General features: G+C 60.1%; 19 protein-coding genes. 13 read left to right on the forward strand and 6 right to left on the reverse strand.

Annotation, left to right across the window (positions count from 1 at the left end):
* Positions 1-22 precede the first annotated feature (22 nt).
* The 13 genes from nuoG (at position 23) to GTF44_RS04945 (ending at position 13,814) form a co-directional block, all read left to right on the forward strand.
* Entirely contained in the window at positions 23-2,041 is a 2,019-nt protein-coding gene (gene nuoG / locus GTF44_RS04885; protein ID WP_171557950.1) for an NADH-quinone oxidoreductase subunit NuoG, read from the forward strand.
* Positions 2,042-2,098: 57 nt separating this feature from the next.
* Positions 2,099-2,455 carry a hypothetical protein gene (locus tag GTF44_RS04890; protein ID WP_253261173.1) on the forward strand — a complete coding sequence of 119 codons (357 nt, stop codon included), beginning with the start codon at positions 2,099-2,101 and terminating at the stop codon, positions 2,453-2,455.
* A gap of 6 nt (positions 2,456-2,461) precedes the next feature.
* Positions 2,462-3,499 (forward strand): NADH-quinone oxidoreductase subunit NuoH, encoded by a 1,038-nt coding sequence (nuoH, locus tag GTF44_RS04895; RefSeq protein ID WP_145211085.1) that lies wholly within the window; start codon positions 2,462-2,464, stop codon positions 3,497-3,499.
* Positions 3,500-3,502: 3 nt separating this feature from the next.
* Positions 3,503-3,997, forward strand: a complete 495-nt coding sequence (nuoI, locus tag GTF44_RS04900; RefSeq protein ID WP_145211082.1) for an NADH-quinone oxidoreductase subunit NuoI — start codon at positions 3,503-3,505, stop codon at positions 3,995-3,997.
* Entirely contained in the window at positions 3,994-4,407 is a 414-nt protein-coding gene (locus tag GTF44_RS04905) for a carboxymuconolactone decarboxylase family protein (RefSeq protein WP_145211079.1), read from the forward strand. The genes nuoI and GTF44_RS04905 overlap by 4 nt, the downstream gene beginning before the upstream one ends.
* Positions 4,408-4,416: 9 nt before the next feature.
* Positions 4,417-5,025: an NADH-quinone oxidoreductase subunit J gene (locus tag GTF44_RS04910; RefSeq protein ID WP_171558628.1), complete on the forward strand. Its 609-nt coding sequence runs from the start codon at positions 4,417-4,419 to the stop codon at positions 5,023-5,025.
* 75 nt (positions 5,026-5,100) lie between these two features.
* A complete protein-coding gene (gene nuoK, locus GTF44_RS04915; RefSeq protein WP_145211076.1) occupies positions 5,101-5,409 on the forward strand; it encodes an NADH-quinone oxidoreductase subunit NuoK in 309 nt (102 codons plus the stop codon).
* Positions 5,410-5,415: 6 nt separating this feature from the next.
* Positions 5,416-7,596: an NADH-quinone oxidoreductase subunit L gene (nuoL, locus tag GTF44_RS04920; RefSeq protein WP_171557954.1), complete on the forward strand. Its 2,181-nt coding sequence runs from the start codon at positions 5,416-5,418 to the stop codon at positions 7,594-7,596.
* A gap of 10 nt (positions 7,597-7,606) precedes the next feature.
* A complete protein-coding gene (locus GTF44_RS04925; RefSeq protein ID WP_171557956.1) occupies positions 7,607-9,148 on the forward strand; it encodes an NADH-quinone oxidoreductase subunit M in 1,542 nt (513 codons plus the stop codon).
* Between the two features lie 9 nt (positions 9,149-9,157).
* Positions 9,158-10,597, forward strand: coding sequence for an NADH-quinone oxidoreductase subunit NuoN (gene nuoN, locus GTF44_RS04930; protein ID WP_171557957.1), 1,440 nt, complete (start codon positions 9,158-9,160; stop codon positions 10,595-10,597).
* On the forward strand, positions 10,587-11,348 hold the full coding sequence (locus GTF44_RS04935; RefSeq protein WP_301270748.1) for a biotin--[acetyl-CoA-carboxylase] ligase: 762 nt from the start codon (positions 10,587-10,589) through the stop codon (positions 11,346-11,348). Before nuoN ends, GTF44_RS04935 begins: the two co-directional genes overlap by 11 nt.
* A 13-nt stretch (positions 11,349-11,361) precedes the next feature.
* Complete coding sequence (locus GTF44_RS04940) at positions 11,362-12,141, forward strand: type III pantothenate kinase (RefSeq protein ID WP_145211065.1); 780 nt, start codon at positions 11,362-11,364, stop codon at positions 12,139-12,141.
* Positions 12,138-13,814 carry a ribonuclease J gene (locus GTF44_RS04945; RefSeq protein ID WP_171557959.1) on the forward strand — a complete coding sequence of 559 codons (1,677 nt, stop codon included), beginning with the start codon at positions 12,138-12,140 and terminating at the stop codon, positions 13,812-13,814. Before GTF44_RS04940 ends, GTF44_RS04945 begins: the two co-directional genes overlap by 4 nt.
* A 53-nt stretch (positions 13,815-13,867) precedes the next feature.
* Here GTF44_RS04945 and GTF44_RS04950 read toward each other — a convergent pair whose 3' ends face one another.
* The 6 genes from GTF44_RS04950 to GTF44_RS04975 form a co-directional block, all read right to left on the reverse strand.
* Positions 13,868-15,523 (reverse strand): DEAD/DEAH box helicase, encoded by a 1,656-nt coding sequence (locus GTF44_RS04950; protein ID WP_171557961.1) that lies wholly within the window; start codon positions 15,521-15,523, stop codon positions 13,868-13,870.
* A 131-nt stretch (positions 15,524-15,654) separates the two neighbouring features.
* Positions 15,655-16,218: a hypothetical protein gene (locus GTF44_RS04955; RefSeq protein ID WP_171557962.1), complete on the reverse strand. Its 564-nt coding sequence runs from the start codon at positions 16,216-16,218 to the stop codon at positions 15,655-15,657.
* A 34-nt stretch (positions 16,219-16,252) separates the two neighbouring features.
* Positions 16,253-16,660: a hypothetical protein gene (locus GTF44_RS04960; protein ID WP_253261152.1), complete on the reverse strand. Its 408-nt coding sequence runs from the start codon at positions 16,658-16,660 to the stop codon at positions 16,253-16,255.
* Positions 16,661-16,863: 203 nt separating this feature from the next.
* The gene (locus GTF44_RS04965; RefSeq protein WP_171557964.1) at positions 16,864-18,462 is read right to left on the reverse strand and encodes a peptide chain release factor 3; all 1,599 of its coding nucleotides are present in this window, start codon (positions 18,460-18,462) and stop codon (positions 16,864-16,866) included.
* Between the two features lie 114 nt (positions 18,463-18,576).
* Complete coding sequence (locus GTF44_RS04970; RefSeq protein ID WP_171557965.1) at positions 18,577-18,957, reverse strand: hypothetical protein; 381 nt, start codon at positions 18,955-18,957, stop codon at positions 18,577-18,579.
* Positions 18,958-19,273: 316 nt separating this feature from the next.
* On the reverse strand, positions 19,274-20,281 hold the full coding sequence (locus GTF44_RS04975; RefSeq protein WP_171557967.1) for a Hint domain-containing protein: 1,008 nt from the start codon (positions 20,279-20,281) through the stop codon (positions 19,274-19,276).
* Between the last annotated feature and the right edge of the window lie 58 nt (positions 20,282-20,339).

Here is a 20,339-nt window from a genome sequence, read left to right on the forward strand (position 1 = left end):
GGGCCAGTGAGGACCCGCACCGATGAGCGAGCTGCGCACAATCGTCATTGACGACAAAGAGATTGAAGTGGATCCGGCGATGACGCTGATCCAGGCCTGTGAGCAAGCCGGGGTCGAAATCCCCCGCTTCTGTTATCACGAACGGCTGTCGATCGCGGGCAATTGCCGGATGTGTTTGGTGGAGGTCGTGGGCGGCCCGCCGAAACCCGCCGCGTCTTGCGCCATGCAGGTGCGCGATTTGCGCCCCGGCCCAGAAGGGCAGCCGCCAGTGGTGAAGACCAACTCTCCAATGGTTAAGAAGGCCCGCGAGGGCGTGATGGAGTTCCTGCTCATCAACCACCCGCTGGATTGCCCGATCTGCGACCAGGGCGGGGAATGTGATCTGCAAGATCAGGCGATGGCCTATGGTGTCGATTTCTCCCGCTTCCGGGAGCCGAAACGCGCCGTGGATAATATGGATCTCGGCCCGCTGGTGGGCACTGCGATGACGCGCTGTATCTCCTGCACTCGCTGCGTGCGGTTTATCACCGAGGTCGCGGGTATGCCCGAACTCGGTCAAACGGGGCGTGGTGAGGATGCGGAGATCACATCCTATCTGGGCGCGACTCTGGATAGCGAGCTGCAAGGCAACATCGTTGACCTGTGCCCGGTGGGTGCGCTGACCTCGAAACCCTATGCCTTCACCGCCCGGCCTTGGGAGCTGACCAAGACCGAGACCATCGATGTGATGGATGCGCTTGGTTCCAACATCCGGGTGGATACCAAGGGCCGCGAAGTGATGCGGATTCTGCCGCGCAACCATGATGGCGTGAACGAGGAATGGCTGTCCGACAAGTCGCGCTATGTCTGGGACGGGCTGCGCCGCCAGCGGCTCGACACGCCTTACATCCGTGAAAATGGCAAGCTTCGGCCCGGCGGATGGGGCGAGGCCTTGACCGCGGCTGCCGAAGCTATGAAAGGCAAGAAACTGGTCGGTTTGGTCGGTGATCTGGCCCCGGTCGAGGCTGCCTTCGCGCTGAAACAGCTTGTCGAAGGGCAGGGCGGCAGCGTCGAATGCCGCACCGATGGGGCGAAACTGCCGGCGGGCAACCGCTCGGTCTATGTTGGCACGGCGACGATTGAAGATATCGATGACGCGCAGGCGATCATGCTGGTCGGCACCAATCCACGCGCCGAAGCGCCGGTCTTGAACGCGCGTATCCGCAAAGCCTGGACCAAAGGCGCGGTTGTCGGCCTGATCGGCGAGGCTGTGGACCTGACCTATGACTATGTTCATCTGGGCACGGGCCGCAAAGACCTGAGCGCGCAGCTTGGCAAGGAGCATCCGTCTGTTCAGGGCAAGAAGAGCCTGGTGATCGTGGGCCAGGGCGCGCTGCGCGAGGCCGATGGCGAGGCGGTTCTGAGCCAAGTCATGCAACTCTGCGAAGAAACCGACTCGCAACTGCTCGTTTTGCACACCGCCGCCTCCCGTGTCGGCGCAATGGACGCGGGCTGCGTGACCGAAGGCGGCATGGCCGCCGCCGTGGACGGGGCCGAGGTGGTCTATAATCTGGGTGCCGATGAGGTGGAGATCGCCGCTGGGGCCTTTGTGATTTACCAAGGGTCCCATGGTGACCGGGGGGCGCATCGCGCCGACATCATTTTGCCCGCCGCGGCCTATACCGAGGAGCAGGGCCTCTTCGTGAACACCGAAGGTCGCCCGCAATTGGCGCTTCGCGCGAGCTTTGCTCCTGGCGAAGCGAAGGAGAATTGGGCAATCCTACGCGCCCTCTCAGCCGAGATCGGGGCAACCTTGCCCTACGACTCGCTAGCGCAATTGCGCCAGGCGCTGGTGGCCGAGGCACCGCATCTGGCGATGATCGACGAGGTGCCAGCCAATGAGTGGCAAAAGTTGGAGTTGAAAGCCCCGGGCGATGCGGATTTCGTCAATGCCGTGGCTGATCATTACCTGACCAACCCGATCACCCGCGCAAGCCAGTTGATGGCTGAACTCAGCGCCAACGCGAAGGCCCGCGCCACGACCAAAATCGCGGCGGAGTAACGCCGCTTGGCGGGGCTGGGTTTCTCTCCTGTCGTCACCGGGTTTGCCGCGCTCTGCCTGCTGGCGGCCTGTGTCGATGGTCGACCGGTGGACAGCCCAAATCGCGCGGCGTTTTACGATGGAGTCGAGACTCGGCTTCTCGATGACGAGCTTGTTAATTTTCAGGTGCAAATGACGGGTATGGCCACACGCGCGGATGTGGAGGACTATGCCAAATGCGCGGCGGCGCAATATACGTTAATCCGGGGCTATGGCTTTGCGCGACATGTCCGCACAAATGTGCAGGAAGAGGGTGGCGTTTGGCGCGGAGATGCGGTTTACACCATCTCACCGGCGCTCCCGCGAGGGTTGCAGACGCTTGACGCCGAAGTGGTGGCGGCGGCCTGTGCTGAGCAAGGCATACCGACGGTGTGAGGACTGATGGACGGCTTCTTTACAACAACCCCTGGCATCATCTTGATCATGGCCGCGCAGAGCCTGTTGATCATCGGCTTTGTGATGATCTCGCTTCTGTTCCTGGTTTATGGCGACCGCAAGATCTGGGCCGCGGTTCAGATGCGCCGCGGGCCCAATGTGGTGGGGGCCTTTGGCCTGCTGCAATCGGTGGCCGACGCGCTGAAATACATCGTGAAAGAGGTGGTCGTGCCTGCCGGCGCCGACAAGCCGGTTTTCATGCTCGCCCCGATGACCTCGTTCGTGCTGGCGATCATCGCCTGGGCGGTCATTCCGTTCAATGACACTTGGGTTCTGGCCGATCTGAACGTGGCCATCCTTTATGTCTTCGCCATGTCCTCCTTGGAGGTTTATGGCGTGATCATGGGGGGGTGGGCATCGAACTCGAAATACCCGTTCCTTGGTTCGCTCCGCTCGGCGGCGCAGATGATTTCTTATGAGGTCTCGATTGGCCTCATCATCATCGGGGTGATCATCACTACGGGCAGCATGAATTTCGGCGATATCGTGCGGGCGCAGGATGGGTCTTATGGGCTCTTTAGCTGGTACTGGCTGCCGCATTTGCCGATGGTGTTCCTGTTCTTCATCAGCTCGCTGGCCGAGACGAACCGACCGCCCTTCGACTTGCCCGAGGCGGAATCCGAACTCGTGGCGGGCTATCAGGTGGAGTATTCCGCGACGCCGTTCCTGCTTTTCATGGCAGGTGAATATATCGCGATCTTCTTGATGTGCGCGCTGATTACGCTGCTTTTCTTCGGTGGTTGGCTCTCCCCGATCCCGGGCATCGCGGATGGCGCGCTCTGGATGATCGCCAAAATGGCGTTCTTCTTCTTCCTCTTCGCGATGGTGAAAGCCATCACGCCGCGTTATCGCTATGATCAGTTGATGCGGCTTGGCTGGAAAGTGTTCCTGCCGTTCTCCCTCGCTTGGGTTGTTATCGTGTCCTTCCTGGCGAAATTCGAACTCTTTGGCGGCGCCTATGCCCGTTGGGCGATTGGAGGCTAACCGATGACTCAGATCGACTATAATCGCGCTGCGAAGTACTTTCTGCTGGCCGATTTCTTCAAAGGCTTCGGGCTTGGGATGAAGTATTTCTTCGCGCCGAAAGCCACCGTGAACTACCCGCATGAAAAGGGCCCGCTCTCGCCGCGGTTCCGGGGCGAGCACGCGCTCCGCCGCTATCCGAATGGCGAAGAACGCTGCATTGCCTGCAAACTTTGCGAGGCGATCTGTCCGGCCCAGGCCATCACCATTGATGCCGAGCCGCGCGAAGACGGCAGCCGCCGAACCACGCGCTATGACATCGACATGACGAAATGCATCTATTGCGGCTTCTGCCAAGAGGCCTGCCCGGTGGATGCGATCGTCGAGGGGCCGAATTTCGAATTCGCGACCGAAACCCGCGAAGAGCTGTTCTATGACAAGGCCAAGCTCCTGGAAAACGGCGAGCGCTGGGAGGCGGAGATCGCCCGCAACCTCGAATTGGATGCGCCCTACCGATGAATGACGCCCCGCAGAACCCCTTTGCCGCGATGCTGGCTCAGACCCAGGAGATGACCCAGGATTGGGTGAAAGCTCTGAACCCTGCGATGGCGAGTTTCACGCCGCAAGGCTTTGACAAGATGTGGCCGACCATCCCATCGGAGGTGTTGGAGACCTTCTGGGGTAAGCAGTTCAACCCCGAAGGGCTGGACGCGAAAACTCGGCTGTTGCTGACCTTGCAGGGGCTGACCATTCAAGGCGCGGTGGCCGAACCGCAAATCCGGCTGACCGTGCGCCATGCGATCGAGGCCGGTGCCACGCCGCAAGAGATTGCCGAGACCATCGGTCAGGCCGCGATGTTTGCCGGGGTTCCGGCAATGAACAAAGCCATGGAACTGGCTAAAGACGCCATTGACGGGGCGGGGGAGTAAGCGATGGGCATCGCGGATTTCACATTTTACCTCTTTGCGATCACCGTGGTGACGGCGGCGCTTTTCGTGGTCGTGGCGCGCAACCCGGTGCATTCGGTGCTCTGGCTGATCCTGGCCTTCCTGTCGTCGGCGGGCCTGTTCGTGATGCTGGGCGCGGAATTTGTCGCGATGCTCTTGATCATCGTCTATGTCGGCGCGGTCGCGGTGCTGTTCCTCTTTGTGGTGATGATGCTGGATGTGGATTTTGCCGAGCTGAAGGCGGAGATGGCCAAATACATCCCCGTTGCGGGGCTGATCGGTATCGTGCTGCTGATGCAACTGGGGCTGGCGCTTGGCACTTGGCAGTTCTCCGAAGGGATTGATCAGCGCCTGGGCAACCCCACGCCGCCGCTGGATGAGATCCACAACACGCGAGCCCTGGGTCTGCTGATCTATGATCAATACATCCTGCTCTTCCAACTGGCGGGTTTGATCCTATTGGTGGCGATGATCGGTGCCATCGTGCTGACGTTGCGCCATCGCCAGGACATAAAACGCCAGGACGTGGTGGCCCAGATGATGCGTGATCCGGCCAAGGCGATGGAATTGAAAGACGTGAAACCGGGGCAGGGGCTCTAAACCCGCTCCAGCCGCATTCCGGCGGCGAAGAAGAACGACAGATGGGGACGTGCAACGGCGCCCCGGAGGGACGAGATGAGTATTGGACTGGAACATTACCTGACGGTGGCAGCGGCGCTGTTCGTCATTGGGATTTTCGGGATTTTCCTGAACCGGAAGAATGTGATCGTCATTCTGATGTCGATCGAGTTGATGCTGCTCGCGGTCAATATCAACCTTGTGGCCTTCTCCAGCTTCCTAGGTGATCTGACGGGGCAGGTCTTTACCATGTTCGTTCTGACCGTTGCTGCCGCCGAGGCGGCGATTGGTCTGGCCATTCTGGTCTGTTTCTTCCGCAACCGCGGCACGATCGCGGTGGAAGATGTCAATGTGATGAAGGGCTAGCGCGCCATGGAAACCATCCTCCTTTTCGCGCCGCTGGTTGGTGCCCTTATCTGCGGATTTTCCTGGCGGTTGATCGGGGAACAGGCGGCCTGCGCTACGGCGACCGGGTTCTTGTTCCTCTCGATGCTCCTGAGCTGGATCATCTTCCTCAGTTTCGACCCAAGTGCGCATGAGAATGGCTATTACACCGAGCCGCTCTTCACCTGGATCGCCTCGGGCACGCTCGACACGTCCTGGGGTATTCGCATCGACCGGCTGACGGCGATCATGTTGATCGTGATCACCACGGTCTCGGCGCTCGTGCATCTCTATTCTTTCGGCTACATGGCCCATGACGACAATTTCAAAGAGGGCGAGAGCTATCGCCCGCGTTTCTTTGCCTATCTGTCGTTCTTCACCTTCACCATGTTGGTGCTGGTCACTGCCGATAACCTCTTGCAGCTCTTCTTCGGTTGGGAGGGTGTGGGTGTCGCGTCCTACCTGTTGATCGGCTTTTACTACCGCAAACCCTCGGCTGGCGCTGCGGCGATGAAAGCCTTCATCGTCAACCGGGTTGGCGATTTCGGCTTCCTTCTTGGGATTTTCGCGCTCTTCTGGATGTCGGATAGCATCAATTTCGATGTGGTCTTGGCCATGGGCCCGGAACTGGCGGAGGCGACGTTCAATTTCCTCGGCTATGAGGTGAATGCGGTCAACACCATCGCCATGTTGCTCTTCATCGGTGCGATGGGGAAATCGGCGCAGCTTTTCTTGCACACCTGGTTGCCAGACGCGATGGAAGGCCCGACGCCGGTCTCCGCGCTGATCCACGCAGCCACCATGGTAACGGCGGGTGTCTTCCTGGTTTGCCGGATGTCGCCGATCATGGAATACGCGCCGTTTGCGACCAATTTCATCATCCTGATCGGCGCGGCCACGGCGTTCTTCGCCGCCACTGTGGGGCTGGTGCAGAACGATATCAAACGGGTCATCGCCTATTCGACCTGTTCGCAGCTTGGCTACATGTTCGTGGCCGCGGGCGTTGGCGTTTACTCGGTTGCGATGTTCCATCTCTTCACCCACGCCTTCTTCAAGGCGATGCTCTTCCTGGGCGCCGGTTCCGTCATCCATGCGATGCATCATGAGCAGGACATGCGGAACTATGGCGGCCTTCGGAAGAAGATCCCCTACACGTTCTGGGCGATGATGATCGGCACGCTGGCGATTACCGGGGTCGGTATCCCGACCACCTATTTCGGCTTCGCCGGGTTCTTCTCCAAGGACGCAGTGGTGGAAAGCGCCTTTGCCTTTGGTGGCGGGCTTGGCCAATACGCCTTCTGGATGCTGATCATCGCGGCGGTATTCACCAGCTTCTATTCCTGGCGTCTGATGTTCATGACCTTCTTCGGCGCGCCGCGGGGCGACAAACACACTCATGATCATGCCCATGAGAGCCCCTGGACCATGCTGGTGCCGCTTGGGGCGCTGGCCATCGGCGCGATCTTCTCGGGCGTCGTTTGGTATAACAGCTTCTTCGGCAAAACCGATCAGGTGGCCGAATTCTTCGGTGTCGAGTACGCTGTCGCCGGTGAGCATGGTGATGCGGCCCATGGCGATGACAGCCACGGGGCTGACGAAAGCCATGGCGAGGAAAGCGCCTCCGAGGAGAGCCATGGCGGCGACGCCTATGCCACCGACGCGGCGCATGGGGACGAGGGCGACCATGGCTATGCCCATTATGTCTTCACCAGCCCGCCAGGCGAAGGTGCGATCCATGCCGGCCCTGACAACGATGTATTGAACGAGGCCCATGAGGTGCCGACTTGGGTGAAATGGTCGCCTGCCGTGGCGATGCTGCTCGGGCTGTTCGTCGCTTACATGTTCTATGTCGCGGTGCCGAGCCTGCCGCGCCGGTGGGCGGAGACGAACCCGGTCCTTTACCGGTTCCTGCTTAACAAATGGTATTTCGATGAGATTTACGAGGCGGTCTTTGTGCGGCCCGCGGTGGCGCTTGGCCGGTTCCTCTGGAAACGCGGCGATGGTGATGTGATCGACGGGGGCATCAACGGTCTGGCGATGGGGATCATCCCTTTCCTGACCCGGCTCGCAGGGCGGGCGCAGTCCGGTTACATCTTCCATTACGCCTTTGCGATGGTGCTGGGGATCGTGCTTTTGATCACCTGGGTCACCCTCTCGGTCGGGGGTTAAGAGACAAGACATGGACCAACTTCTTTCCATCGTAACCTTCCTTCCGCTGGTGGCCGCGCTGATCATGGCGCTTTTGCTGCGGGGCAATGACGCGGCCGCACAGCTCAACGCCAAACGCTTGGCGCTGGCGGCGACGACGGCTACCTTTGTGATCTCGCTTTTTGTTCTGCTGGAATTCGATCCGCAGAATACCGGCTTCCAGATGGTCGAAGAGTACGATTGGCTTCTGGGCCTGACCTACAAGGTCGGTGTGGACGGGATCAGTGTGCTGTTTGTGCTCTTGACCACCTTCCTGATGCCGCTGGTCATCGCCGCCTGTTGGGACGTCACCCATCGGGTCAAGGAATACATGATCGCGCTTTTGATCCTCGAGACCTTGATGATCGGGGTTTTCGTCGCGCTTGATCTGGTCCTGTTCTACCTGTTCTTCGAGGCAGGCCTTATCCCGATGTTCCTGATCATCGGTATCTGGGGCGGCAAGAACCGCATCTATGCCAGCTTCAAGTTCTTCCTCTACACCTTCCTCGGCTCGGTCCTCATGCTGGTCGCGATGGTGGGCATGTATGTGGATGCAGGCACGACCGACATTCCGAGCCTGCTGCAGCATCAATTCAGCGCCGGACCGATCACGCTCCTGGGATGGCAGATCGCGGGCGGCATGCAGATGCTCATGTGGATCGCGTTCTTCGCCAGTTTTGCGGTGAAGATGCCGATGTGGCCGGTCCATACCTGGCTGCCGGATGCCCACGTGCAAGCGCCCACGGCGGGCTCGGTCGTTCTGGCCGCGATCCTGTTGAAAATGGGCGGCTATGGCTTCCTGCGCTTCTCGATCCCGATGTTCCCCGTTGCCTCCGATATCATGGCGCCGCTGGTCATGTGGCTCAGCGTGATTGCGATTATCTACACCTCGCTGGTCGCGATGGTGCAGGAGGATATGAAGAAGCTGATCGCCTATAGCTCGGTCGCCCATATGGGCTTTGTGACCATGGGTATTTTCGCCGCCAACCAACAAGGTGTGGATGGCGCGATCTTTCAGATGATCAGCCATGGCTTTATCTCGGGTGCGCTCTTCCTCTGCGTCGGCGTGATCTATGACCGGATGCACACGCGCGATATCGACGCCTATGGCGGGCTGGTGACCCGGATGCCCGCTTATGCGGCGGTGTTCATGCTCTTCACGATGGCCAATGTCGGCCTGCCGGGCACCTCCGGCTTCGTCGGGGAGTTCCTGACGCTTATCGGCGTGTTCCAGGTCAACACCTGGATCGGCGTTCTGGCCGCAACCGGTGTGATCCTCTCGGCGGGTTATGCGCTGTGGCTCTACCGCCGGGTTGTCTTTGGCGATCTGATCAAGGAAAGCTTGAAATCCATCACTGACATGACGGGCCGCGAGCGGGCGATTTTTGCGCCGCTTATCGTCATGACCCTGCTTTTGGGCGTCTATCCGAGCCTGGTGACCGATGTGATCGGCCCCTCGGTGGAGGCGCTTTTGACCCAATACGATCTCGCGTTGGAGCACCATGTGCCCGACACGTTGATCGCGAGCCATTGAGGTAACGCCATGATCGGCACGGATCTGTCCATCCTGATCCCTGAGATCGTTCTCGCCATCTACGCCATGGTGGGGTTGATCGGGGCGGTCTACACCTCGAAAGACGGTATGGCGTCGACGCTGACCTATGCCACGGCGGCGCTTTTCGTGGTGATGGCCTTCTATATTGGCGTCACTGCTGAGGGCACGCGTATTGCCTTTGGTGGTATGTTCATTGACGATGGCTTTGCGCGGTTTGCGAAGATCACCATTTTGCTCTCCGCCGCGGCGATACTCTTGGTTAGCCATGACTATATGGAGAAATCTGATCTCCTGAGGTTCGAATATCCGATGCTGATCACGCTGGCGACGGTCGGCATGATGATGATGGTGTCCGCTGGCGATCTGATGGCGCTTTATATGGGGCTCGAACTGCAATCGCTGTCGCTTTACGTGATTGCCTCGCTGCGACGTGACAGTGTGCGCTCGACCGAAGCTGGCCTGAAATACTTCATCCTGGGCGCTCTCTCCTCGGGTCTTCTGCTCTACGGCGCGTCGCTGGTGTATGGCTTTGCGGGCACCACGCTCTTCTCCGGCATCATCGAGGCGGCAACCGGCGGTGAGGCGTCGCTTGGCCTGCTCTTCGGTTTGGCCTTCCTCATCGCGGGCATGGCCTTCAAAGTGTCTGCCGCGCCGTTCCATATGTGGACGCCAGATGTTTATGAAGGTTCGCCGACGCCGGTCACCGCTTTCTTCGCCACCGCCCCGAAAGTTGCCGCGATGGCGCTGTTCGCGCGCGTTGTGCATGACGCCTTTGGCGGCGTTGTGGGCGACTGGCAACAAATCGTGGCGTTCCTCGCCGTCTTCTCGATGTTCCTCGGCGCCATCGCCGCGATTGGGCAGACCGACATCAAACGGCTGATGGCCTATTCCTCAATCAGCCATATGGGCTTTGCCCTGATGGGCCTCTCCGCGGGGACCGAGCAAGGCGTGACCGCGATGCTGATCTATATGGCGATCTATGTGACGATGAATATCGGCACCTTCGCCTTCATCCTGTCGATGGAGAAAGATGGGCGGCATGTGACGGAGATCTCATCGCTGAACAGTTTTGCGTCGAAAGAGCCGCTGAAGGCACTGGCGATCCTGGTCTTGATGTTCAGCCTCGCCGGCGTTCCGCCGCTGGTCGGTTTCTTCGGCAAATATGCGGTGCTTCTGGCGGCGGTCGATGCGGGCCTGGTCTGGCTGGCGGTCGCGGGCGTGATCGCCTCGGTGATCGGCGCGTTCTATTATCTGCGTATCGTCTATTTCATGTATTTTGGGGCCGACGAAGACGGGCTGGACGGTCAGATGGGGATGGTGCCTTGGGTGGGTCTCATGGCCTCCGCCGCGATCATGCTCTTTGGGGTGATCAACCTTTTTGGCGTGGACGGCCTGGCCGAAGCGGCCGCCGCGACGCTTGTCCGCTAACCCACCCATCTGGCCCGATGGCGTTGCCCGTCGGGTCTTGACCGAAACCGATAGCACGATGCTAGAGGCCGCCCGGGTTGCGCCGACGCTGGCGGGGCCTGAATGGATTTTGGCCCTGAAACAAACCGCGGCGCGCGGACGACGCGGTCGCGCCTGGGTGCAACCTAAAGGCAACTTTTCGGCCTCCTTGGTGATGCGCCCCGACGGCGGGCCAGGGCAGGCCGCGCTTCGGTCCTTTGTCGCGTCTCTCGCGCTTCGCGATGCATTTCTGGCGATGGGTGTGCCGGAGCATATGATCTCACTGAAATGGCCCAATGACGTGCTGCTAAACGGCGGTAAAGTGGCTGGAATTCTTCTGGAAAGCCTTGGTGCGGGCGCTGCCGTCTCACATCTGGTGATCGGGATCGGCGTCAACTTGGCCGCTGCTCCGAAACCGGCGGAGGTCGACGCCCACGCACTGCCGCCAGTCAGTGTGTTTGGAGAGACGGGGCTCAAGATCACGCCGCAAGATTTCCTCGATTTTCTTTCCGCGGCCTTTGCGCGTTATGAGGCGCAGTTCACGACCTATGGGTTTGCACCGATCCGCACCGAATGGTTGGCCCATGCGGCGCGTCTGGGTGAAACAATCACGGCGCGAACTGCGCAAGACGAGACGACCGGCGTGTTCGAGACAGTGGACGAAGACGGTAACTTGGTCCTAGAGACGCCGAAAGGCCGCCGGTCCATCCCGGCGGCGGAGATCCATTTCTGACGGGAGCGAGCGCATGCTTCTTTGCATCGATTGCGGCAATACAAACACGGTTTTCTCGGTTTGGAACGGGACCGAATTCCTCGCGACTTTCCGCACCTCGACCGAGCATCAACGCACAGCGGATCAGTATTTCGTCTGGTTCTCGACCCTGATGGAGAACCAAAAGCTGGATGTGGAGATCACCGATTGCATCATCTCATCAACCGTGCCGCGTGTGGTTTTCAACCTGCGCGTGCTCTGCGACCGCTATTTTGACACACGGCCCCTGGTGGTTGGCAAACCGGAATGTTTGCTACCGACCGCACCGCGCGTCGATGAGGGCACGCAGGTCGGGCCGGACCGGCTGGTCAACACCGCCGGGGCCCATGATCGCCATGGCGGCGATCTGATCGTCGTCGATTTTGGCACCGCGACCACCTTTGATGTGGTCGCCGAGGATGGCGCCTATGTGGGCGGGGTGATCGCGCCGGGCGTGAACCTGAGTCTGGAGGCGCTGCACCACGCCGCCGCCGCTCTCCCGCATGTGGACGTGACCAAACCGCAAGCGGTCATTGGCACCAACACCGTGGCCTGTATGCAATCCGGCGTCTTCTGGGGCTATGTGGGCCTGGTGCGCGGCATCACTGACCGGATTCGCGGCGAATATGACAAGCCGATGCGGATTGTCGGCACTGGCGGGCTTGCGCCGTTGTTCTCAACCGGTGATGTGTTATTTGACCTGATCGAAGATGATCTGACGATGCATGGCCTCACGGTCATCTATTCGCATAACAAGGAAAACGGCAGCTTATGAGTGATCGCGCACGGCTGATCTATCTCCCTCTCGGTGGCGCGGGGGAAATCGGGATGAATTGCTATCTCTATGGTTATGGACCGGAAGGGAAAGAGCGTTTCATTCTGGTCGATATCGGTGTCAGTTTCCCCGATATGGATGGGCAGCCTGGGGTTGACCTGATCCTGCCGGATGTATCTTGGCTGGCGGCGCGCGCGGACCGGCTTGATGGGATTTTCATAACCCATGCGCATGAAGATCATGTGGGCGCGGTTGGGCATCTCTGGAGCCAGTTGAAAGCGCCAGTCTATACCCGCGCCTTCACCGCGATCCACGCCCGGCGCAAACTGGAGGATGCGGGCCAAGATCCCGAGATCGTACAGGTCGTCGAGGCCTATCCTGAGGTGGTGGAGGCTGGCCCATTTCGCGTGCAATTCGCGCCGATTTCGCATTCGATCCCGGAGGCGTCTGCATTGGTGATCGACACGCCAGAGGGCCGGGTTGTGCATTCCGGCGACTTCAAAATTGACCATGAGCCGGTCGTGGGCGAGCCCTTTGATGAAGAGTTGTGGAAACAGGTCGCGCAGGATGGGGTCTTGGCGCTGATTTGCGATTCCACCAATGTCTTTTCCGGCCATCCGGGCCGGAGCGAGAGCCAATTGCCGGAGCCGATTGGCAAGCTGATTGCGGGTGCCAAGGGTATGGTGGTTGCCACGACTTTCGCCTCCAACATTGCGCGGCTGAAAACGCTGGCTGATGCCGGCAAGGCCAATGGCCGTTCCATTTGTCTGATGGGCCGGGCGATGAAACGGATGGTGGCCGCAGGCGTTGAAAGCGGCGTTCTGACGGATTTCCCCGCAACCGTCAGCCCGGAGGAAGCGTCTGATATTCCCCGTGAAAATCTAATGCTGATCGTGACCGGAAGCCAGGGTGAGCGCCGCGCGGCCTCGGCTGCGCTATCACGGGGCAAATACCTCGGCATGGAACTGGCCGAGGGGGATATGTTCCTCTTCTCCTCGAAAACCATCCCCGGCAATGAGGTGTCCGTCGGCCATATCCAAAATGCACTGGCCGAAAAGGGTGTCCGCGTTGTGGATGAAAGCGCCGGGTTTTACCATGTCTCCGGCCATGCCAATCGGCCCGATCTGGAGGCGATGCATGATTTGGTCCGGCCGCAGATATTGCTGCCCAACCATGGCGAGTTCCGGCATTTGCGCGAACATGCACGAGTGGCGATGGAGAAAGGCTTGCTTGGTATTGTTGCGCCGAATGGGGCGATGGTCGAGCTTTCCGGCAATCAACCAAGTGTCGTCGAGCATATCGAGGTGACGAAGACCTATCTTGATGGCACGGCCCATGTGGGGGCCTTTGATGGCGTGATCCGGGATCGGATGAAGATCGCGATCAACGGTTTGGTCATTGTGGCCCTGGTCGTCGATGAGGATGATCAGATTCTCGAAGACAGTTGGGTCGAACTGCGCGGCTTGCCTGAAATGGTTGGAAATGGCGCTGATCTGGCTGAGATGATCGAGGATGATCTGGCCGAGCTTCTGCCGCGTTTGAATGATCAGACGGTCGGCGATGATGATAAGCTCGACGAAGTGGTCAAACGCGCTGTGCGGCAGGTCTGCGTCAGTGAGATCGGCAAGAAGCCCGAAGTCAGCGTGCTGGTGAGCCGGTTAATGGCCAGCTAAGCACACCGTCTTCGCAATGTGCGGGCGACACGGAGCCGTGTCGCCCAATCCGTTCAGGCGGCGTCTTCGTTTGTCGGTTCCGTTGGCGTTTCGGCCTCTTTCACCTTCTTTGCCCGGCGACGCTTGGGTTTCGGAGCCTCTTCTGCCACAGGTTCTGCGGCGATCTCGGCACCGTCCGCCTCGGATGTCTTGGCTTTGGCCGCCTTTGATTTTTTGGGCGCGTCGTCGGAGGCGGCGGGGCCACCCCGGCGTTCGTCAAAGCTCAGCGAGATGAAATCGGGCATGTGATCGCCCATCCCAACCACCTGGTTGCCGCCCCGATCATTGCGGTCACGACCACCACGGGAACGCCCATTACGGTCGGTCCGGTCCGACGTATCCTTGCCCCGTTGGCGGGCCGGGCGCGGGGCCTCTGTGGCGGCCTCTTCTGGAACAGTGTCTGCCGCTTTCGGCGACGCGGTGTCTTGAGGGTCGTCACGGCGGCTTCGGCTACGGCGCGGTTTGCGCTCGCGTGGGGCGTCGTCTGTGCCCGTCTCATCTGTTTTGCGCCCGCTTTCGATCTGCATTGGCGGATCGATCCGGGGGATTGGATTGCCGATCAAGCTTTCAATCGCGCCCAGATATTTGTCGTCCGCTGGCACGTGCAGCATCACCGTCTTGCCTTTGCGGCCAGCCCGGCCCGTGCGCCCGATCCGGTGGACGTAATCTTCGGCATGGGACGGCACATCGTAGTTCAGAACATGGCTCACATTCGGAATATCGAGCCCGCGTGCGGCCACATCGGAGGCGACGAGGAACTTGATCGTCCCGTCTCGGAACCCATCCAAGGTCCGCATCCGCTGCGACTGATCCAGGTCGCCATGGATCGGCTCCGCATTGAACCCGTGTTTTTTCAAGGACTTCGCGACGATATCCACATCGACCTTGCGGTTGCAGAAGATGATCGCGTTGGTGCAGGCCTTGCCCTCGGCCTCAATCACGGCACGCAACATGTTGCGTTTCTGTTTTGCGGCCATATCGCGGCGGGTTGGTTTGAAGCTGACCAAGGCCTGTTCGATTGTGTCCGAGGTTGTCGACTGCCGGGCCACTTCGATCTTGGCAGGGGCACTGAGGAAAGTGTTTGTGATGCGCTCGATCTCGGGCGCCATCGTGGCAGAGAAAAACAGCGTTTGCCGGGTGAACGGGGTCAGCGAGAAGATCTTCTCGATATCCGGGATGAAGCCCATGTCGAGCATCCGGTCGGCCTCATCGACCACCATGATCTGCACGCCAGTAAGCAAGAGCTTACCACGCTCGAAATGGTCGAGCAGGCGGCCCGGCGTGGCGATCAAGACATCGACGCCACGGTCGATCAGCACGTCTTGTTCCTTGAACGAGACACCGCCGATCAGCAGGGCCTTGGTCAGTTTGACATGTTTGGCATAGGTGTCGAAATTCTCCGCGACCTGAGCAGCCAACTCGCGTGTCGGGCACAGTACCAAGCTTCGCGGCATGCGCGCGCGGGCGCGGCCACGCGCCAGCATCGTGATCATCGGGAGGGTGAAACTGGCGGTTTTGCCGGTTCCGGTTTGGGCAATGCCCAGAACATCGCGGCCTTCCAGCGCGGGCGGGATCGCCCCTTCCTGGATCGGGGTGGGGGTTTCATAGCCCGCTTCGTCAATGGCTTTGAGAACCTTGGGGCTAAGGCTGAGATCGGAAAATTTTGTCATATGCGTCCAGTCAGGCCGGGATTGCCCGGCGGTGATATATAGAGCGCATATCTTCGCGCTCTGCGGCGAGGTCTCGCGCCTGTCGCAAAACCCGCCGGAGACATAGGGCAATTGGGCGCGGAGGTCAAATTTTACCCGCGATGCGGCGTGGTTACACGGGAGGACGCGATGTGTTGGATAGCCAAAAGGGGGGGGGCGATCACCCCTTCGGCACCAGCGCGGTCCGCCGCATCCACGAACAATTCGGGTGGGAGGTAGATGTCGATTACGGCATCGGGCCCGATCAGATGGGCGCGGAACCCGTCTTCGACCGCCTCTGCAAATGTCTCGGGGTTGAAGGCAAACGTGCCAGTGCGGAAGCCCTGGCAATTGCTCAAGCCGATGCAAAACCGCTCGGTCCGTCTGAGGCCGCGAAACGGCAATACATCCCCATCGCGCCAGGCGCTGTCCATCCGCAGCCGACGATGCACGCCGTCCGAGACCTGACCGATTTCGGCTAGATAGTGCACCTCGCCGCGTCGGTTCAGGATCATCACCTGACCGACCAGGACATGATGTCTGTCGTCTGAGACAACCGCTTGCCGCGAGACCGCGCCGGCGATGTCCGTGTGGGGGCTATGCCATGTCTCGCCCTCGAGGAGCGGCGTGCAGGCCATCGACAGAAGAAAGATCCAAACAAGATTGCGACCCAACATGTCGGGACCATGCGGGAAGATGGTTAACTCGCCGTTAAACCTCGACCGACGGATGATGCACCGGCACATATCCCGCCGCGAGCACATTGACCGTGGGCGCCGGTGTTAAGACGGTGACCTTTCCCTTTGGCCTGGGCACCGGCGTGCCGTAGCCAACGGGCGTATAAGGGCGAAGCGCGTCATTATGCACCATATGCGCGCGGTCGTTCCACAAGATGAAGCTGTAATCCGGTAGGGTGTCACACTCGGCCTGATGTCGGACCTGTTGGCGCGTCCGCGTCACACGCGCGTGGTGGAGGGCGCTGTCCATCGCCATCCGCTCTGGCGGGGCACCCGTGGCGCGGGCCCATGCCGCCGTCCAGGCCCGATAAGCATCGCGGCGGCAATAATGGCATGGTCGATGGCCCGCCGTCAGCGCGATGGCCTCATCCAGAAAAAACAAGGCTGACCACCCCCGGTCAGGCATGGGGCCATGATAGCGGCCCTTTGGGTGTGTCAGGGTGCAGACCAGCCAGTGCTTGTGGCTCCACCGGGAGGTGCCGAGCGTCCCATCGGGGCGATGAATAATGCCACGATTGCCCGTAAAGAGGCCGCGCGCCGGAATGGCGGCAATCTCCCCAGTCGGCTGAACGCGGTTTTGCAGGGTCAGACCATCAACTCCTTCGTCGCGCTGAGTGTAATGTCGGGATAATCCCGCTCGACCCGATCAATGTCCCACTGCAGGCGGGTTAGATAGACTGGATCGCCATCATTATCCGTCGCGATATGCTGCTTGTTGGCATTGGCGAAAGCGTCAACCTTGTCTTTCGGGCCGTGGACCCATCGGGCGGACGTGAATTGCGACGCTTCGAACCGGACGGGAAGGCCGTATTCCAGCTCGATCCGGCTGGCCAGAACCTCGAACTGCAAGGCCCCGACGACGCCGACGATGAAGCCCGAGCCGAAGGTGGGCTTGAAGATCTTCGCCGCCCCCTCCTCGGCGAATTGCATCAACGCTTTGTCGAGATGTTTTGCCTTCATCGGATCGCCTGCGCGGCAGGTTTGAAGCAGTTCCGGCGCAAAGGACGGGATGCCTGTGAAGCGCAGGCCTTCACCCTCGGTCAGTGCATCGCCGATGCGCAGCTGGCCATGGTTCGGGATACCGATGATGTCGCCCGCCCAAGCCTCCTCGGCCAGTTCCCGATCAGAGGCGAGAAACAGCACGGGGTTCGAGATCGCCATCGGCTTTTTCGACCGCACATGGGTCAGCTTCATGCCGCGTTTGAAATGGCCCGACGCCACGCGGAGAAAGGCCACGCGGTCACGGTGCTTGGGGTCCATATTGGCCTGCACTTTGAAGACGAAGCCCGCGACCTTGGTTTCTTCCGGCGCGACTTGGCGCGGTTCGGCAGACTGGACTTGCGGTTGCGGCCCATAACCTGCGATGCCGTCCATCAGTTCCTTGACCCCGAACGAGTTGATTGCGGAGCCAAACCAGATCGGTGTGAGCGTCCCATCAAGAAAGGCTTGATGGTCCAGCGGCGGCAGCAATTCGCGCGCCATCTCCACCTCTTCGCGGAGCTTCTCCAGCAACGCCTCTGGGATATGATCCGCAAGTTTCGGGTCATCGAGACCTTCGATCGAGATGCTTTCAGCCACCACATTCCGATCGGCGCGATCCATCAGTTCCAGCCGATCACGGATCAGATCATAACACCCCAGGAACTCCCGACCTGTCCCGATAGGCCAAGAGGCCGGCGTCACATCGATGGCGAGATTTTCCTGAATTTCATCAATAATATCAAACGTATCGCGGCTTTCCCGGTCCATCTTGTTGCAGAAAGTCAAGATCGGCAAATCGCGAAGGCGGCACACTTCAAAGAGCTTCTGGGTCTGGCTCTCGACGCCTTTCGCGCCGTCGATCACCATGATTGCCGCATCCACGGCGGTCAGCGTGCGATAGGTGTCTTCGGAAAAGTCCGAGTGGCCGGGGGTGTCCACCAGGTTGAACCGGTATTCGCCAAAATCGAAGGACATGGCAGAGGCAGAGACCGAAATCCCCCGGTCCTTCTCCATTTGCATGAAGTCGGACCGCGTTCTGCGCGCCTCGCCCTTCGCCCGCACCTGGCCCGCCATCTGAATCGCGCCGCCATAGAGCAGGAACTTCTCCGTCAACGTGGTTTTGCCCGCATCCGGGTGCGAAATGATCGCAAAAGTCCGGCGGCGGGCGATTTCGGGCGGCAGGGTGGGGCGATTGTCCAACATGGGCGCGGATATAGTCGGCTTACCACGTCGGCGCAATTGATACCCCTTGCTTGAGAGAGAGAAACCGGTCGGCCGTATCTCAGCCAACCGGTCAGCTGCCATATCGGGCTGGCGTTACTGATAGACGCAATACCAGGCGATCGTCGACGGGATCGGATGCCCATCATCATCGGCTTCCCAGTTGAACCGTGATACGCCGCCGGGGCAGCGGTCGCCGCCACTTCTTTGGCTAATGCCCGCGCCATCGGGCTGGCTTGCGCTCGCTACGCCCCCACCGCCTCCGCCGCTTGGACCGACATATTCCATCTGGGGCGGATCGTCTGGACTGTCATCATCATTTGGTGACGCCACGTCGTCTGGGCCATCAAAGCCGCCACCGCCGCCGCCGCCGATTCCGTCATACACATCGAGATCCAATGCGAGGACCGGAGCTGGGGTCAAAGCCAGCAGTGAAATGGTTAACACCGCGCGAAGGGTGGTTGGAAAAAGGGTCATCTTGTTCTCCAAAAAATGGTTAAGTTCTGTTCAATCTCAGACACGGCTCCCGCATCTTGAACATGCGTCGATGCAAGCGGACCGGCGGTTCAAATTCTTTCTTAGGAGGGTTTCGGCATCATGGTCGGGCAGATTGCAAAGCGCGCGACACGACCCGCTGTTTCTGTCAGGTTTGAAGTGTATTGGGAGCAAATCTGGAGCTAAGTCCGAGACGCCTGCAAGGCGTTGCCAGTGCACAGATTGAGACCTGCTGCGAAAACAACGAAGCAGCAAATCTAGGAAAAAAACACCGCGTCTGATACGGGTTCGGCTCGTGTCAGGGATCGTCTTTGGCAAGGCCCTTGCTGGCCCGGGTCAGTCTTTCGGCCGCGTCGTCGCTTCCATCAAGCACCGTGCGGGAGACTTCGATCTCGGCGGCATTCAGGCGGTCGGCCTCTGACGGATCGATGTCCAACTCCTCGGGCAGGGCTGCTCGGGTCTGGCTGGTGACCAAGAGGCTTTCGACTGCGATCCCCTCGGCATAGATGATTTCATGGCCGTCGAAGACGATCTGATAGCTGTCCACATGGCCGCCTTCTTCGCGGAGCACGGTCTGACCGTTCACCAAATACCCGGCTTTCACCATGAGTTCCGCGCGACCTGTACCGACCTCGTCATTGCGTTGCCAGATAAAAAGGCGGTGATGCGGCGAGAGGCGAAGGTCGCGCGCGACGTTCAATGTCCCCTCCGCAATACGGATTGGGGCAAGGGCGCCGATGGCTCGCGTGGTCTGCTGCCCGATCCAGCGGATTTCCTGCGCGCCATTGTCTCGGGTCAGAACGCGATCGCCCGGAGCTAGGTCTTCCACCATTTTTTGGCTGCCATCGGCCATCGTCAGATGGGTGCCCGCGAGGAAGCTGACGCAGGCGATATCTGCAAAACGCCGCGGCGCGCTTTCAGTCTCAGACGTAACCAACTCGTAGTCGATGGCCACCTGCAGCGGCGTCAGGGGCAAAATGTGGCGGGACATTTTTGCGTCAGACCAGATGGTGAGAACCAAGAGCTCCACCATCGATCCGTCGGGCGCCATCAATGTATGGCAAAGGTCCAAGTTGACGCTGTCGCCCGGAAACCCGACATCCGATCCATCGGCCACCTCTTGCCCGTTTTCTCCATCGCAGATCGCCAGATTTGCCGGGTGCGCTTGGCGCGACAAGCGATAGTAATCGCCCGCCACAACATCCTTCATCAGACCAATCGGGTCTTTCTCATTGGCCCCGGTGGTGACGGTTAGGTCTTGGGCGGGATAGGTCGTAAAGGTGAATTGGGCCGTGCGTCGGGTCATGGGGTCTCCTCTGGCCCCCATGCCTAGGCAGGGGCGGCAGACCGGTCAAGCCGGACTG

Origin of the sequence: Roseobacter sp. HKCCD6576-2, from assembly GCF_013179285.1 — a bacterium.
Taxonomy (GTDB): Bacteria; Pseudomonadota; Alphaproteobacteria; order Rhodobacterales; family Rhodobacteraceae; genus Rhodophyticola; species Rhodophyticola oceani.

Excerpts from the sequence above, each read along its gene's own strand:
- GTF44_RS04955 (WP_171557962.1), bottom strand. The coding sequence starts at position 16,218 with ATGTTGGGTCGCAATCTTGTTTGGATCTTTCTTCTGTCGATGGCCTGC.
- GTF44_RS04925 (WP_171557956.1), top strand. The coding sequence starts at position 7,607 with ATGGACCAACTTCTTTCCATCGTAACCTTCCTTCCGCTGGTGGCCGCG.
- GTF44_RS04950 (WP_171557961.1), bottom strand. The coding sequence starts at position 15,523 with ATGACAAAATTTTCCGATCTCAGCCTTAGCCCCAAGGTTCTCAAAGCC.
- GTF44_RS04905 (WP_145211079.1), top strand. The coding sequence starts at position 3,994 with ATGAATGACGCCCCGCAGAACCCCTTTGCCGCGATGCTGGCTCAGACC.
- nuoG (WP_171557950.1), top strand. The coding sequence starts at position 23 with ATGAGCGAGCTGCGCACAATCGTCATTGACGACAAAGAGATTGAAGTG.
- nuoN (WP_171557957.1), top strand. The coding sequence starts at position 9,158 with ATGATCGGCACGGATCTGTCCATCCTGATCCCTGAGATCGTTCTCGCC.
- GTF44_RS04940 (WP_145211065.1), top strand. The coding sequence starts at position 11,362 with ATGCTTCTTTGCATCGATTGCGGCAATACAAACACGGTTTTCTCGGTT.
- nuoH (WP_145211085.1), top strand. The coding sequence starts at position 2,462 with ATGGACGGCTTCTTTACAACAACCCCTGGCATCATCTTGATCATGGCC.
- nuoI (WP_145211082.1), top strand. The coding sequence starts at position 3,503 with ATGACTCAGATCGACTATAATCGCGCTGCGAAGTACTTTCTGCTGGCC.
- GTF44_RS04975 (WP_171557967.1), bottom strand. The coding sequence starts at position 20,281 with ATGACCCGACGCACGGCCCAATTCACCTTTACGACCTATCCCGCCCAA.
- nuoL (WP_171557954.1), top strand. The coding sequence starts at position 5,416 with ATGGAAACCATCCTCCTTTTCGCGCCGCTGGTTGGTGCCCTTATCTGC.
- GTF44_RS04965 (WP_171557964.1), bottom strand. The coding sequence starts at position 18,462 with ATGTTGGACAATCGCCCCACCCTGCCGCCCGAAATCGCCCGCCGCCGG.
- GTF44_RS04945 (WP_171557959.1), top strand. The coding sequence starts at position 12,138 with ATGAGTGATCGCGCACGGCTGATCTATCTCCCTCTCGGTGGCGCGGGG.
- GTF44_RS04970 (WP_171557965.1), bottom strand. The coding sequence starts at position 18,957 with ATGACCCTTTTTCCAACCACCCTTCGCGCGGTGTTAACCATTTCACTG.
- nuoK (WP_145211076.1), top strand. The coding sequence starts at position 5,101 with ATGAGTATTGGACTGGAACATTACCTGACGGTGGCAGCGGCGCTGTTC.